We start from the raw sequence: 14,090 nt of genomic DNA, 5'->3' as shown, positions 1-14,090 counted from the left end.
AGGACGGCGCCGCTACCGCGGCACCGTCAGATAAAAAACTGGGGAAAATTACTTCGACGAAAGTGGGGAGTATCTATCCGACGCTGACACGTGTGGTCGAACCGATGTTTGCCGGTATCGAAGGCGTTGCCAAAATACAGGTGCTTGGTGGGCAGAGCCTCGCTATGCGGCTATGGCTCGATCCTCAGCGCCTCGCTGCTTATGGCATTACCGGCGAGGATGTTGCCGCGGCTATTCGCGAAAATAACTTCCAGGCCGCACCAGGGCAGGTGAAGGGACTGTATGTCGTGAGCGATTTGCGGGTCAATACCGACCTCAAGAGTATCGACGGATTCAAGAATCTGGTGCTCAAGAATGTCAACGGCGCGATCATTCGAGTCCGGGATGTCGGCACTGTGGAATTGAGCGCATCGTCCACGAACACCAGCGGCAGCATGAGCGATGTTCCTGCGATGTTCCTGGGATTGGACGCCGCACCTACCGGTAATCCGCTCGTCATCGTAAAACGCGTTCGCGAGTTGATTCCTGAGATCGAAAAGACGCTTCCCCCGGGTGTGACAGTTCAAATTCCGTTCGAAGTCGCCACCTTCATCCAGGCTTCGATCGACGAGGTTGCGCATACGTTGCTCGAGGCGTTGGCGATCGTCATTTTGGTGATCTATCTGTGCCTAGGAACCTTTAGGACAGTGCTGATTCCGCTTGTCACGATTCCGTTGTCGATGTTCGGTGCAGCGATGCTCATGCATGTGTTTGGATTCAGCCTGAATTTGCTGACTTTGCTGGCGATGGTATTGGCAATCGGGCTCGTGGTCGACGATGCGATTGTCGTGGTGGAAAACGTCCACCGGCATATCGAGGAAGGGCGCACGCCGTTCGATGCGGCGTTGATCGGCGCACGCGAGGTTGCAGGCCCCGTGATCGCGATGACGCTGACGCTTGCTGCGGTCTATGCGCCGATCGGCTTTATGGGCGGGCTGACCGGTACGTTGTTCAAGGAGTTTGCACTGTCTCTTGCCGGGTCGGTCGTGATTTCCGGCGTCGTTGCGCTCACGCTCTCGCCGATCATGAGCACCAAACTGCTGAGCGAAAAGACGAGTGAAGGCTACATGGCGGTCAAGGCCGAGAAATTTTTCGAATACTTGGCCGTGCGCTATGGAAAGCTGCTCGGTAAATCGCTGCATCATCGGTGGATCACGTTGACCGTCGCGGTCGTGATATTCGTTAGTTTGCCGATTCTGTATAAATCTGCCCAATCGGAATTGGCTCCGATCGAAGATCAGAACATTCTTCTGACAGCGATCAAAGCGCCGCAGCACGCAAACCTGCATTACCTGGAGGCATTCGCGCGCAAGTTCCATGAGGTGGGTAAAGGGATTCCCGAGAGCTATTCGACCTGGATCGCCAACGGTACGGACGGTTTTGCCAACAGCGTGGGCGGTCTCAATCTCGTGAAATGGCAGGATCGGAAGAGGGACGCCAATGCAATCCAGGCCGATCTGCAGAATCGAGTTGGCCAGATCGAGGGCACCAATCTCTTCGTTTTCCAGATGCCGCCTTTGCCAGGATCGACCGGCGGCCTTCCGGTGCAGATGGTCATCAGAAGTGATCAGGGGTACTCAGCGATCTATGACGCGATGAACAACCTGAAGAAGAAGGCGCGCGATAGCGGTTTGTTCGCAGTCGTCGATAGCGATCTCGACTACAACAATCCCGTTACCCAAGTCGAAGTGGATCGGGAGAAGGCGGGTTCTCTCGGTATTCGCATGAGCGATATCGGACAAGCTTTGAACGGCTTGATTGGCGAGAATTACGTTAACCGATTCTCGTACTACGGACGGGCGTATGACGTTATTCCGATGTCGATTGCGTCGCAGCGTCTTACTCCTGATGGGCTCAAGAATTACTATGTCCAGGATCGAAACGGCCGTCAGATTCCGTTATCCGAGGTCGCGCGCATCCGTATGAAGGTGGAGCCGAATGCTTTGACGCAGTTCAATCAGCTCAATTCGGCTACGTTCCAGGCCGTTCCCGCACCGGGAGTGGCATTGGGCGATGCCGTTGCCTTTCTCGAGCGCGAGGCGGCCAATTTGCCGATCGGTTTCTCTTATGACTGGCAATCCGACGCACGCCAGTACATCCAGGAGGGGAGCAAGCTGGTGTTGACCTTCGTCTTCGCGATGATCGTCATTTACCTGGTTTTGTCCGTCCAGTATGAAAGCTTCCGCGACCCGCTCATTATTCTGATCAGCGTTCCGTTGTCCATTTGCGGTGCATTGTTGCCTTTGGCATTGGGATATACGTCGTTGAATATCTATACGCAGATCGGTTTGATTACGCTGATTGGACTGATCAGCAAGCACGGGATTCTGATGGTCGCATTCGCGAATGAGCTTCAGGCGTCGGAAAATATCGGAAGACTGGAGGCCATTCACAAGGCCGCTCAGGTGCGCTTGCGCCCGATCTTGATGACCACGGCGGCCATGGTCGTCGGTCTTGCACCGCTTATTTTCGCCAGCGGCGCGGGAGCGAACAGCCGATTTGGGCTCGGGCTCGTGATTGTGGTCGGCATGCTGATCGGAACGACTTTCACGCTGTTCATTTTGCCGACGTTCTATACGGTATTGGGTTCGAAGAAACACGTGTCGCACGTGGCTCCGTTGGAGACCGCGGCGGAAGCGTCATAACACCGGGAACTATTGCTATGTTGTCGACGCAGTTTAAGCTCGCATTGTCTGCGATTTCCGTTGCGGTCCTGGCCGGTTGTGTCAACTATGCTGGCATTCATGCGAAAGGAAAACTGAATACGCCGCAGGACATTCCGTCCGAAACAGTATTGGACGCGCATGCTCCCGCAGCGGTGAACTGGCCGCAAGACAAGTGGTGGGAAAAATTCGAGGATCCGCAGCTCAATCAGTTGATCCAGGATGCGCTGGCAAGCAATCCCGATATCGCGGAAGTTCAGGCGCGTATGGATCGTGCGACGGCCGTCATGGATTATGCGAATGCCGATCGGTATCCGAGCGTCGATGCGGGGGCCGGAATTTCCAGGAGCCGGTTGGCCCGAAGCGACGACTATGCGGGATTGGGCAATCGGTATATCACGCTCAGATCGCTGGATGTCCAATTCGGGTACACCTTCGATCTATGGGGCGGAAAGCGCGCCGCTTGGGAATCAGCGCTCAATCGCGCAACCGCGGCTGAGGTGGATGTGCAGTCGGCTCGTCTCAACCTGGCGGCGAGCGTGGCGAAGGCCTACAACCAGCTCGCGTTTTCGTGGGAGTTGCTCGATTTATCCGAGCGGGATTTGGATCGCTTGGAAAAGATGCTCACGCTTTCCAAGCAACGGTTCAAACTCGGTTTGGATAACCAGTCTCAACTCAAGCTTGTCGAGGGACTCAGGAATCGCGCCAGTGCGCAAGTCATCGAGGCGAGAAACGATATTGAAATTTCGAAGCTTCAGTTGGCGACCCTGAGCGGCAAGGGGTTGGATAGAGCGCTGAGCATCCAAAGACCGCAGAGGATGAAACCTTACGTCGATGGGCTGCCGAGCAACATCCCGGCCGAGCTATTGGGGCGTCGGCCGGACATTGTCGCGGCGCGCTTGCGAGTCGAGGCCGAATTGAAAAATACCGATGCCGTGAAGGCGGATTTTTATCCAAATATCAATTTGGTGGCATCCGTTGGCGTTCACTCGCTACTCGGTGATAGTTTTTTTGATAGCGTGAGTAAATTCTGGCGGATAGCGCCGGCGGTTACTTTGCCTATATTCGACGCCGGGAGGTTACGCTCGACTCTCAGAACGAGTAATGCGGATTTGGATGTGGCAATTGCTCAATATAATAAGACATTGAATACTGCTTTTCACGATGTCGGTGCTTCCGCCACGCAAATCCGTTCACTTTCCGGCCAGATATCGGAGCAAGAAAAAGCTCGAACCAGCACTTTTGAGTCTTTTACGCTTGCGCATGACCGTTATAACGTAGGTCAAGATAGTTTCCTTGATTATCTTAATGCTGAACGTCAGTTGATTTCCGATGAAACTCAATTGGCATTGCTTCGCAGTAAGCAAGTTGATGCTTCAATCTCGCTGCTGCTTGCCTTGGGAGGAGGGTTTCGCGCCGTGCATTGACTCGTGTTTCGACCCTAAGACTATGGCGCCCAGATCGCTTGGGTGCCGTGGTTGGGGAGAGGGCAATCCTCCTAAGGGATTGTCGGGATTTCAATCTGGGGTGCTTTGGTGTACAGTACGAAAACAATCGTATTGGCTAAATGTCAATAGATTGATTGCGAATTGTACCTTGGTGGCCCATGTTAACTGCTAATCATCCAACGAAAGAGCAGATTCGAATTGAAAATGTTCTAACTGCTCTAGGGAACCCTTTAAGATTAACGGTTTTTAAAGTTCTTGCTGATGGAGCTGAACATAACTGTGGAAGCATTCTTAAAGGGGCGACTAAATCTACCATGACCCATCATTGGCGTGTTTTGCGTGATGCTGGCGTCATTTGGCAACGTCCGTATGGCCGGGAAAATCTGTTGTCGCTACGGAAAGAGGATTTAGACGATCGTTTCCCTGGATTGATCGACAGTCTGCTGTCCGCGGTGCGTCATGATCCATTGACGCGTGAGATGGTGGCCATGAACGAGGTAACTGTTTGATCGAAACCCGTTAGGGCGTTTGTGGCCTCCCAACTTATTGAATGCATGTAAATGGGGCCTCAAATGCATTGGGTAGATTCGATCGACTTTGATGTGTCGCCTGTCGAAGCGTGCTGGCTGCAAGCCGGCGGTTCATTGACGCGTAGGCTGCAAGTGTTGGGAGAATACTCGCTGTCCGTTGTCTCCGAGCACCGCGCATTTCCTCATGCCGATGAAATGGCGGGGCTTGAGGGTTTTGGTGCGCAGGATTGCTGGGTTCGCGAGGTTGTCATGTCACTCGACGGCGTGCCTTGTGTGTGCGCACGAACCTTGGTTCCCATCAGCGGAATCGATAACGATTGGCAGGACGTTCGTAAATTAGGCAACGTTCCGTTGGGTCATCTCCTTTATCATCCGTCCATCACTCGAACCTGTTTCGAATACTCGGTGGTCGAAGGCCGTTCGCCTTTGGCGGATCTTTCATTGCGATTCGGACGTATTTCCGGCCGTCGCTTGGCGCGGCGTTCCCGCTTTTTTAAATCAGAGATTCCTATCCAGGTTTCGGAGTGCTTTTTGCCGGATTTCTGGTCGTTTGCGGCGCCTCAGGTACTGGAGGCGGAATGTGCGGACTGACCGGTCGTCGATCGGGATATTGTAGCGAGGCCGCCTGCCGATCCGGAATTCGGAATTGAGGCGGCATCGCGCGGGGCGGGTCAATCGGAAGCAACGAGAAAAACGGAATTCGATAAAGGACCCGCCTTGCAAAGGGCATGACGCGGATCAACCCTGCTTTCGTTCCTCGGTTCGCATCGCTTGTGGAGTGCGCCTCGGCGGAAAAAGCGCCCGGGCGCCAGGCGCCCAGGCTAAGCCGCTCCAAACGGAGCGGCGGAGGTTAGGGGCCCAATATCGATAACGAACACGGCGAGCCGAATGACTTGCTCGCCGTACAAATCACCATGCGCGGCTACCGAATTGCGTAGCCGCGTGATTCTTGCTTACTGCCCAAAGTAGATCGATTGACGCGGAGAACTGCCGACCGGCGCGCCGGCATGTGCGACAGGGGCAGCCTGCGCACCGTAGCCGCTCGTATCGGCAGAACCTTGTACGCGTGCTTGTGCAGCCTGGATGTCAGCCGGATAGTACGGGCTCGATACGCCCGGATGGTAACCGGCCTTCTCGAGCTGAACCAGTTCCGCGCGGACCTGGGCGCGGGTCACGGGCTCGTTGGATTGCGCCATTGCACTGAACGAAGCGCCTACGGCGCAAGCGGCAGCCATAACGTAAACAAGCGTTTTCATAAAAACCTCCGAGTATTTTGTCTTCACTTCGCTTTCGGCGGGTTTGCTTAAGCGATTGATTACATCGTAGTCATCGGGGTCCTACGGGTAAACGCTTGGTTGCGCGAAAGATCTTTGCGGGAACGGAAAAAATGGCGTGGGCGGAGGTGATGTGCAAAGCGCGGGGAATTGTGTTGCGTAGTCTCGCTTTCAGCGGACGTAAGTTGCCGATTCTCCGCTTGATGCGCTGCCGCGCGGGCCCGGCACAGATGCATCCAAATACCGCACGCCGGTCAATTGCCCGGATTTTTCCCAGAGGCGCGCGCTCATCGCCGTATCGCGCGCTTGGTGGGGAATGCGCGCGGCAGCCGGGTAGCCGCGTGTCTCGCACATGCGCGCAGGGCCGACGTATGCGCCTGCGCCGAGATGCGGCGCGGTTGCCGCGTGGATCGCGGGCAGTGCGCCCACGTCGGCGGGCTGGGCGGCGAACCGGTTCGATACGCGCATTGCGAGTGTGCCGAACGGGGAGTTTTCCATTGCCGGTCCTGCGAATTGCAGATTGGTCGCGGCATAGCCCGGATGCGCCGCGACACTCAATATCGGCAGCTCCGCCAGTTCAAGGCGACGCTGCAGTTCAAGCGTAAACATCAGGTTGGCAAGCTTGCTGTCGCAGTAGGCGCGGTACTTGTTGTAGCCTAGCTCGGCAAGCATGTTGTCCAGACGAATCTTGCCGAACCGGTTGAAGCCGCTTGACATGGTCACGATGCGCGAGCTGGCTGACTTGCGCAGCGCGGGCAGCAACAGGCCCGTCAGCGCGAAATGGCCGAGATGGTTGGTTCCCATCTGCATTTCGAAGCCGTCATGTGTATGGCGCAGAGGCAGGAACATCACGCCTGCGTTATTGCAGAGAATGTCGACGCGGCCGTGGCTATCGATGACGGTATCGGCAAAGCGGCGGACCGACGAGAGATCCGCGAGGTCGAGCGGCATGACTTCGACGAGCGCGTGCGTGTGTTGATGACGGATTGCCCGCGCGGCGTGTTCGCCCTTTCCGGTATCCCGGCATCCCATCACGACTTGCGCGCCTTTGGCCGCGAGCGTTTCCGCGATTTGCCAACCGAGACCGCTGTTGGCTCCCGTCACGACGGCGACTTTGCCGTGTTGAGGCGGCACATGCTGTTCGCTCCATGGATGCATCTTTGTCTCCGTCTATGAGCGCTGGACTGCAGCGCGTCGGATTCGGCGTATTGAGGCACCGGCATTTCCGGTGGCCTGCGTACCGCCTATCGTTACATTTTGAAATGTAACGATAGTGCCGAATACCAAGGAAAACAAAGGGGGGGCTAGAGGCGCTGATCTACAAGCGCCGGAGCGTACACGGGCGAACCGGCCGAATGACTCGTTACTTGCCGTCCGAATGGCCGAGCACTTCGGCTGCGGAGATCATCGCGCCCGCATTGGCTGGCGCCGGGCGCTCGGCGGGACGAAACACCTCGTCACCGCGATGAATGACCTGGCGCGACAGCGCGCAGGTGCCGGTGCGTTGCGCGAAGCGGCGGCGCCAGCGCTGCTCGCCGTAGTGGCAGCGGCCGGGCTCGACCCAGCGGACGACGAGCAACGTTTCAGAGCGTTCGAGAATTTCGACGTGAACGTCGACGGGATCGAGCACAGGCAGGGAGTGGGGGGGCTTCATATTGCCGTTTCCTAAAGCTCGTGCGGTATCGGCCTAGGCAGTCATTGCAACCGCGTTGCGTCGATTCCGTAGCGATTTCCATGAGTGATTGCGGTAAATGTAAGCGGGCTCGCCGGGAAAAAACATCCTGCTTAGGTCAAATTACTTTTTGTCGATTCGGAAACAATCGAATGCGATTGCAGGGGCCGGGCGGCTGCGTATTTTCCCTGATTCGCCGGCGAATCTGATCTGATGGGGCAGAAACGATCCTATAATCTCGCCTGCCTTACCTGCGGCTGCCGGCGTATCCGTCCGGCGTGCGGCCTGGTAAGCGGGGCAGGCGAAACGCTTGCGCAATACAAGACGCATCACGTTGTCTTTCCGAACCAAGGTCTTCCATTGCGGAAGATCGACACAGCCGGGCCCCGCGAACACTTTCCTTCTGCAGGTCCGTCTTTCCGCTTGGACGTTTCAGCCGTCTCGTCCACGGGTGTTGTTCGATTGCGCAAGTCATGCTGCCTTGCCCGTATGACTAAACCAATCGAGGAGCTCCTGATGACTTTGTTCCGTCTTTCGACCCTTTCCGTCGCCGCGATGCTCGTTGCCGCCGGCGCGGCCGCTCATGCGGAAACCGTGAAAATCGCCATCGCCGGCCCGCTCAGCGGCTCGGTCGCGCAGTACGGCGACATGGTCAAGGCCGGCGCGCTCACGGCGATCGAGCAAATCAACGCGGCAGGCGGCGCGGGCGGCAATAAGTTCGAGGCCGTGCTGATCGACGATGCGTGCGAGCCGAAGCAGGCGGTGGCAGTGGCGAACAAGATCGTCAGCCAGAAGATCAAGTATGTGATCGGCCACGTGTGCTCGGGTTCGACGATTCCCGCGTCCGATATCTACGAGAACGAAGGGATCGTGATGATCACGCCGTCGGCAACCGCGCCGCAGCTCACCGAAGGCAAGAAGCGCAAGTTCATCTTCCGCACGATCGGCCGCGACGATCAGCAAGGGCCGGCCGCCGCGCAGTACATCATCGCGAAGGTCAAGCCGAAGAAGGTGGCGGTGCTGCACGACAAGCAATCGTATGGTCAGGGCATCGCGACGTCGGTGAAGCGCGATCTCGAAGCCGCGAAGATTCCGGTCGTGCTCTTCGAGGGGATCAACGCGGGTGATTCGGACTACTCGGCGATCGTCACGAAGCTGAAATCGCAGAGCGTCGACTTCGTATACTTCGGCGGCTATCACCCGGAGATGGGCCTGTTGATGCGTCAGGCGCGCGAGCAGGGCGTGAACGCGCAGTTCATGGGGCCGGAGGGCGTCGGCAATAAGGACGTGACCGCGATCGCCGGGCCGGCGTCCGAAGGGATGCTCGTCACGTTGCCGGCCGATTTCTCGGCCGATCCGGCCAACGCAGCGATCGTGAAGGCGTTCGCCGACAAAAAGCGCGATCCGAACGGCCCGTTCCAGATGCCGGCGTACTCGGGGGTCAAGATCATTGCCGATGCGATCGTCGGCGCCAAATCGACGGATCCGACGAAGGTCGCCGCCTATATCCACCAGCACAACTTCGACACGCCGATCGGCAAGGTGTCGTATGACGCGCAGGGCGACCTGAAAGCGTTCAAGTTCGTGGTCTACAAATGGCATAAAGACGCGACCAAGACGGCCGTCAATTAAAACGGAGCATCTGCCCGCCCGGGCCTAGGTCCGCCCCGCCGGAAATTCGCGCGGGGCGGCGCGCATTGGCGGTGGCCCGACGGCGCCATCGCATGAGCGGCGGCCGCCGCGGCGGGTGTGTCGAGATCGGGCGTTCGTGCGCCGCGGGCGTGGCCGCTTCATGAGCGGCGATGCAGCGGCGCGCCGGCGCGAACCGGGATTTCCCGCATGAATGAATTCTTTCCGCAGTTTGCCCAGCAGCTCGTCAACGGCCTGACGCTGGGCGCGATCTATGCATTGATCGCGATCGGCTACTCGATGGTCTACGGGATCATCGGCATGATCAATTTCGCGCACGGCGAGATCTATATGATCGGCGCATACGTGGGCCTCGTGACGCTCACGGCGATCGGCACGTCCGCCGGTTACCCGTTGCCGCTCGTGCTCGGCGCGGCGCTCGTGGTATCGGTCATCGTGACGGGCGCTTACGGATTCGCGGTCGAGCGCGTCGCCTATCGGCCGTTGCGCGGCGGCCCGCGCCTGGTCCCGCTGATCTCGGCGATCGGCATGTCGATCTTTCTTCAGAACTATATCCAGATCGGCCAGGGCGCGCGCGACGTGTCGGTGCCGGTGCTGATCTCCGGCGCGTTCGATATCCGTCTGGGCGGCAATTTCGACGTCACGGTGCCATACGCGCGTTTGCTGATCGTCTGCGTGACGGTCGTGCTGATGATCGCGCTCACGCTGTTCATCGCGCATTCGCGCATGGGGCGCGCGTGCCGCGCATGCGCCGAGGATATGCGCATGGCGAACCTGCTCGGCATCGACACGAACCGCGTGATCTCGTTTACGTTCGTGCTCGGCGCGATGCTCGCCGCGGTCGGCGGCGTGCTGATCGGGCTGACGATCGGCAAGCTCAATCCTTATATCGGCTTTGTCGCGGGGATCAAGGCATTTACGGCGGCCGTGCTGGGCGGCATCGGCAGTATTCCCGGCGCGATGCTGGGCGGCGTGCTGCTCGGCCTTGCGGAGACTTTCGCGTCGGGCTACATGCCCGCCGAGTACAAGGACGTGGTCGCCTTCGGCCTCCTCGTGCTGATCCTGCTGTTCCGCCCGACTGGCCTGCTTGGCAAGTCGGACATCGAAAAGGTTTGAGATTGTCCATGAATCAAGCGACTACTCTTCGCCGCCCGGGCGCCGGCGCGCCGGGCCAGACGCTCAAGCACGCTGTGTTCGCCGCCGTGCTGACGGCGATCCTCACGGTGCCGATCCTCGGCCTGCAATTGAAGCTCGACGGCTATCAGGTCGTGCTCGACGCGCACTGGCGGCCGGTCTGGATCGCGGTCGGCGCGGTGTTTCTGTTCCAGTTGTTCCAGCCGGCGATCGCGCGCGCGAAGGCTGCAGTGCGTGTGCCCGCGATGCCGCCGCTCGGCGCGCGGCAGCAGCGCGTCGTCATCTGGGCGCTCATCGTGCTCGGCTTCGTGTGGCCGTTTTTCGGCTCGCGCGGCGCGATCGATGTCGCGACGCTCGCGCTCATCTACGTGATTCTCGGCCTCGGGCTGAACATCGTCGTCGGTTTTGCGGGGCTGCTCGATCTCGGTTACGTTGGTTTCTACGCGGTCGGCGGCTATACGTATGCACTCCTGAACCATTACTTCGGCTTCACGTTCTGGCAATGCCTGCCGCTCGCGGCGCTCGCGTCGGCAACGTTCGGGTTTCTGCTGGGCTTCCCGGTGCTGCGGCTGCGCGGCGACTACCTGGCGATCGTCACACTCGGCTTCGGCGAGATCATCCGGTTGCTTGCGAACAATCTGACGAGCATCACGGGCGGCCCGGACGGGATCTCCGATATCCCGAAGCCGACGGTGTTCGGCTTCGAGATGGCGCGCACCGCGAGCGTCGATGGCGCGAGAACATTTCATGAACTGCTCGGGCTCGAATACAGCAGCGAGCACGTCGTGATCTTCATGTATCTGCTTGCGCTCGTGCTCGTCTGCTTCACGCTGTTCGTGACGGGCCGGCTGATCCGCATGCCGATGGGCCGTGCGTGGGAAGCGTTGCGCGACGACGAGATCGCATGCCGTTCGCTCGGACTCAACCCGACGCGCATCAAGCTGTCGGCGTTCACGCTCGGCGCGTCGTTCGCGGGCATCGGCGGCGCGTTCTTCGCGGCGCGTCAGGGGCTCGTGAATCCCGAGTCGTTCACGTTCATCGAATCCGCGCTGATTCTCGCGATCGTTGTGCTGGGCGGGATGGGCTCGCAACTCGGCGTGATTCTGGCCGCGATCCTGTTGACCGTGCTGCCGGAGGTCGCGCGCGGGTTCGCCGAATACCGGATGCTGATGTTCGGCCTCGTGATGGTGTTGATGATGATGTGGCGTCCTCAAGGTTTGCTGCCGGCGAGCCGTCCGCACGTGGAGTTGCCGCAATGAGCGTGACGACCGAGATGTTGAAGGTGTCCGGGTTGCAGATGCGTTTCGGCGGCCTGCTCGCGGTGGATGGCGTCGGTTTCGACGTGTTCAGCGACGAGGTGTTTGCAATCATCGGACCGAACGGCGCGGGCAAGACGACGGTGTTCAATTGCATCGGCGGGTTTTATCGGCCGACGGGCGGCAGCGTCGTGCTCGACGGCCAGGCGATCGGCGGCTTGCCGAGCCATCAGGTCGCGCGCAAGGGGCTCGTGCGGACGTTCCAGAACATTCGCCTGTTCAAGTCGCTGACGGTCGTCGAGAACCTGCTCGTCGCGCAGCATCGGCAAGTGAAGCCGGGGCTGCTGCACGGATTGTTCGCGACGCCGGCCTACCGGCGCGCGGAGCGCGACGCGTTGGCGCAGGCGGCAGCGTGGCTCGAACGGATGCAACTGACGGCGGTCGCGAACCGGCCCGCAGGCACGTTGTCGTACGGCCATCAGCGCCGCCTGGAAATCGCGCGTTGCATGATCACGAACCCGCGCCTGCTGATGCTCGACGAGCCGGCCGCCGGGTTGAATCCGCAGGAGAAAGTCGAGCTTCAGCAATTGATCGACCGGCTGCGTCGCGAGTTCGGCGTCGCGGTGTTGTTGATCGAGCATGACATGAGTCTCGTGATGGGCGTCTCCGATCGCATTCTGGTGATGGAGCACGGCCGGCCGATCATGATCGGCAAGCCTGATGAAGTGCGTAACGATCCGCGCGTGATCAAGGCCTATCTGGGAGAGGAGTGATGCTGAAGCTGGAGCAGGTCCACACGCATTACGGCGCGGTCGAGGCGCTGTCGGGCGTGTCGATCGAAGTGAACAAGGGCGAGATCGTCACGCTGATCGGCAGCAACGGCGCGGGCAAGACGACGCTGATGATGACGGTGTGCGGCACGCCGCGCGCGTCGAGCGGGCGTGTGCTGTTCGAAGGCGAGGAGATTACCGGGCGGCCTACACACGAAATCATGCGGCTGGGGCTCGCGATTTCGCCGGAGGGCCGGCGCGTGTTTCCGAGCCTGACGGTGCTCGAGAATCTGAAGATGGGCGGTTTTTTTGCAAGCCGCGATGAGATCGAAGCGGGCATCGAGCACGTCTACCGGCTGTTTCCGCGGCTCAAGGAGCGTTCGGGGCAGCGGGCGGGCACGATGTCGGGCGGCGAGCAGCAGATGCTCGCGATCGGCCGCGCGCTGATGAGCCGGCCGCGTCTGCTGTTGCTCGACGAGCCGACGCTCGGCCTCGCGCCGCTCGTGATCGCGCAGATCTTCGACATCATCCGCACGATCCGCGACGAGGGCGTGACGGTGTTTCTCGTCGAGCAGAATGCGAACAAGGCGCTGCAGGTGGCCGATCGCGGTTATGTGCTGGAGACGGGGCGGGTGGTGCTGGCGGACACCGGCGCGAATCTGCTCGCGAACGATCAGATCAGGCGCGCGTATCTCGGCGGGTGAGCGTGGTGCGGGGCGGGCCTCGCAGACCGGGGCTCGCTGCGGCGTCTCACGGCGGTGCCCGTGCGGCGGCCGGCGCGCTGTCGGCGAGGCGTTGCGGTGCCGACCATGCGCCGGCAACGGCGAAGCTTCCGACCGGCGATGCGCCGCCGCCGGTTCACGCGCGGCCGCTCATCGCCGCTCGGCTTCCGGCACTTCGATGACGAGATCGGAGCGGGCGATCGCCACACAGGGCAGGATCAATCCTTGCGCTTTTTCGTCGGCGCTGACGCCGGGCCATTCGATCCGATAGCTGATCGCTCCGTCGCGCAGCCTGCACAAGCAGGTTCGGCACGTGCCGTTGCGGCACGAACGCGGCAACGATATGCCGGCAAAACCGGCGGCTTCCAGCAGCGACAGCGATTCGGGCGCTTCGAAATCGACGCCGAGCGGCTCGACGCGAACCCGGTGCCGGCGTTCTTCCCATGCGCTCATGCCAGTGGGGCGCGCGTGGCGCGCTCGGTGGGCGGACAAGCCGCAAGGATAACCGATGCCGCCGGCGGGTGGGGCGGCACGCCTGCCGTTCGCGGCCCCGACGCTCAACGGCTTGGCCGCTGTCTGCGCAGGTGCCGGTAAACCGTATTGCGTGCTAGCCCAAGCTCGCGCGCGGCCGCCGAAACGTTGCCGCGATGCCGCGCGAGCGCACCATCGATCAACACCGCTTGATGATCTTGCAGCGTTAGCGTAGCGGCGGATTCGTCCGGGTGCGGTTGTGTTGCCGTTTGCCGTGGCATCGGCGACGAGCAATCGAGCCAGAAATCGTCGGGCAGGTGTTCGACGTCGATCTGCGCGGCGCCGTCGGCGAACATGCCGGCGGTGCGCAGCACGTTCGTCAACTGGCGCAGATTGCCGGGCCAGCGGCAGCGCGCGAGCGCGGCGAGCGCCGCGGGCGAGACGCGCGTGGGCATCGGCTC

At 60.2% G+C, this 14,090-nt stretch carries 14 protein-coding genes; 9 read left to right on the top strand and 5 right to left on the bottom strand.

The features are described 5' to 3' along the window. The 4 genes from BSIN_RS23595 to BSIN_RS23580 all read left to right on the top strand — a co-directional run. The coding region (locus BSIN_RS23595) for an efflux RND transporter permease subunit (protein WP_143757538.1) at positions 1-2,684 on the top strand (2,684 nt) is incomplete at its 5' end. A gap of 17 nt (positions 2,685-2,701) precedes the next feature. After that, entirely contained in the window at positions 2,702-4,129 is a 1,428-nt protein-coding gene (locus BSIN_RS23590) for an efflux transporter outer membrane subunit (protein ID WP_089342216.1), read from the top strand. Positions 4,130-4,308: 179 nt separating this feature from the next. Continuing rightward, positions 4,309-4,659 (top strand): ArsR/SmtB family transcription factor, encoded by a 351-nt coding sequence (locus tag BSIN_RS23585; RefSeq protein ID WP_082710213.1) that lies wholly within the window; start codon positions 4,309-4,311, stop codon positions 4,657-4,659. 63 nt (positions 4,660-4,722) lie between these two features. Continuing rightward, a complete protein-coding gene (locus BSIN_RS23580) occupies positions 4,723-5,271 on the top strand; it encodes a chorismate--pyruvate lyase family protein (RefSeq protein ID WP_159936054.1) in 549 nt (182 codons plus the stop codon). A 362-nt stretch (positions 5,272-5,633) separates the two neighbouring features. On the opposite strand, the gene BSIN_RS23575 is transcribed toward BSIN_RS23580, so the two are convergent. The 3 genes from BSIN_RS23575 to BSIN_RS23565 all read right to left on the bottom strand — a co-directional run bounded on the left by BSIN_RS23575 (position 5,634) and on the right by BSIN_RS23565 (position 7,608). After that, the gene (locus tag BSIN_RS23575) at positions 5,634-5,936 is read right to left on the bottom strand and encodes a DUF4148 domain-containing protein (RefSeq protein WP_059515504.1); all 303 of its coding nucleotides are present in this window, start codon (positions 5,934-5,936) and stop codon (positions 5,634-5,636) included. 189 nt (positions 5,937-6,125) lie between these two features. Next, positions 6,126-7,112: an oxidoreductase gene (locus BSIN_RS23570; RefSeq protein WP_089342215.1), complete on the bottom strand. Its 987-nt coding sequence runs from the start codon at positions 7,110-7,112 to the stop codon at positions 6,126-6,128. 205 nt (positions 7,113-7,317) lie between these two features. Further along, positions 7,318-7,608 carry a DUF3331 domain-containing protein gene (locus BSIN_RS23565; protein ID WP_059514806.1) on the bottom strand — a complete coding sequence of 97 codons (291 nt, stop codon included), beginning with the start codon at positions 7,606-7,608 and terminating at the stop codon, positions 7,318-7,320. Positions 7,609-8,142: 534 nt separating this feature from the next. Between BSIN_RS23565 and BSIN_RS23560 the strand changes: the two genes are divergently transcribed. From BSIN_RS23560 to BSIN_RS23540, 5 genes are all read left to right on the top strand, one after another. After that, complete coding sequence (locus BSIN_RS23560; RefSeq protein WP_089342214.1) at positions 8,143-9,258, top strand: branched-chain amino acid ABC transporter substrate-binding protein; 1,116 nt, start codon at positions 8,143-8,145, stop codon at positions 9,256-9,258. Positions 9,259-9,465: 207 nt separating this feature from the next. After that, a complete protein-coding gene (livH, locus tag BSIN_RS23555) occupies positions 9,466-10,392 on the top strand; it encodes a high-affinity branched-chain amino acid ABC transporter permease LivH (RefSeq protein WP_089342213.1) in 927 nt (308 codons plus the stop codon). 8 nt (positions 10,393-10,400) lie between these two features. Continuing rightward, complete coding sequence (locus BSIN_RS23550; protein ID WP_089342212.1) at positions 10,401-11,669, top strand: high-affinity branched-chain amino acid ABC transporter permease LivM; 1,269 nt, start codon at positions 10,401-10,403, stop codon at positions 11,667-11,669. Further along, positions 11,666-12,439 carry a high-affinity branched-chain amino acid ABC transporter ATP-binding protein LivG gene (gene livG / locus BSIN_RS23545; protein ID WP_059514798.1) on the top strand — a complete coding sequence of 258 codons (774 nt, stop codon included), beginning with the start codon at positions 11,666-11,668 and terminating at the stop codon, positions 12,437-12,439. The genes BSIN_RS23550 and livG overlap by 4 nt, the downstream gene beginning before the upstream one ends. Then, positions 12,439-13,140, top strand: coding sequence for an ABC transporter ATP-binding protein (locus BSIN_RS23540; protein WP_059514795.1), 702 nt, complete (start codon positions 12,439-12,441; stop codon positions 13,138-13,140). The genes livG and BSIN_RS23540 overlap by 1 nt, the downstream gene beginning before the upstream one ends. A gap of 168 nt (positions 13,141-13,308) precedes the next feature. Here the strand turns inward: BSIN_RS23540 and BSIN_RS23535 are convergent, their stop codons facing one another. Both BSIN_RS23535 and BSIN_RS23530 read right to left on the bottom strand, forming a co-directional pair. Next, positions 13,309-13,611, bottom strand: coding sequence for a 2Fe-2S iron-sulfur cluster-binding protein (locus BSIN_RS23535; RefSeq protein ID WP_069235641.1), 303 nt, complete (start codon positions 13,609-13,611; stop codon positions 13,309-13,311). A gap of 104 nt (positions 13,612-13,715) precedes the next feature. Beyond that, positions 13,716-14,090: AAA-type ATPase lid domain-containing protein (locus BSIN_RS23530; protein WP_305883050.1), on the bottom strand; the 375-nt coding region annotated here is incomplete at its 5' end.

Origin of the sequence: Burkholderia singularis (assembly GCF_900176645.1) — a bacterium.
GTDB lineage: Bacteria > Pseudomonadota > Gammaproteobacteria > Burkholderiales > Burkholderiaceae > Burkholderia > Burkholderia singularis.
The sequence above is the reverse complement of the archived record's forward strand: the minus strand, read 5'-3'. Positions and strand labels throughout refer to the sequence as shown.

What these genes read in the sequence shown, in the direction of transcription:
- livH (WP_089342213.1), top strand. Translation starts at nt 9,466, where the DNA reads ATGAATGAATTCTTTCCGCAGTTTGCCCAGCAGCTCGTCAACGGCCTG.
- BSIN_RS23585 (WP_082710213.1), top strand. Translation starts at nt 4,309, where the DNA reads ATGTTAACTGCTAATCATCCAACGAAAGAGCAGATTCGAATTGAAAAT.
- BSIN_RS23540 (WP_059514795.1), top strand. Translation starts at nt 12,439, where the DNA reads ATGCTGAAGCTGGAGCAGGTCCACACGCATTACGGCGCGGTCGAGGCG.
- BSIN_RS23590 (WP_089342216.1), top strand. Translation starts at nt 2,702, where the DNA reads ATGTTGTCGACGCAGTTTAAGCTCGCATTGTCTGCGATTTCCGTTGCG.
- BSIN_RS23565 (WP_059514806.1), bottom strand. Translation starts at nt 7,608, where the DNA reads ATGAAGCCCCCCCACTCCCTGCCTGTGCTCGATCCCGTCGACGTTCAC.
- livG (WP_059514798.1), top strand. Translation starts at nt 11,666, where the DNA reads ATGAGCGTGACGACCGAGATGTTGAAGGTGTCCGGGTTGCAGATGCGT.
- BSIN_RS23570 (WP_089342215.1), bottom strand. Translation starts at nt 7,112, where the DNA reads ATGCATCCATGGAGCGAACAGCATGTGCCGCCTCAACACGGCAAAGTC.
- BSIN_RS23560 (WP_089342214.1), top strand. Translation starts at nt 8,143, where the DNA reads ATGACTTTGTTCCGTCTTTCGACCCTTTCCGTCGCCGCGATGCTCGTT.
- BSIN_RS23550 (WP_089342212.1), top strand. Translation starts at nt 10,401, where the DNA reads ATGAATCAAGCGACTACTCTTCGCCGCCCGGGCGCCGGCGCGCCGGGC.
- BSIN_RS23535 (WP_069235641.1), bottom strand. Translation starts at nt 13,611, where the DNA reads ATGAGCGCATGGGAAGAACGCCGGCACCGGGTTCGCGTCGAGCCGCTC.
- BSIN_RS23575 (WP_059515504.1), bottom strand. Translation starts at nt 5,936, where the DNA reads ATGAAAACGCTTGTTTACGTTATGGCTGCCGCTTGCGCCGTAGGCGCT.
- BSIN_RS23580 (WP_159936054.1), top strand. Translation starts at nt 4,723, where the DNA reads ATGCATTGGGTAGATTCGATCGACTTTGATGTGTCGCCTGTCGAAGCG.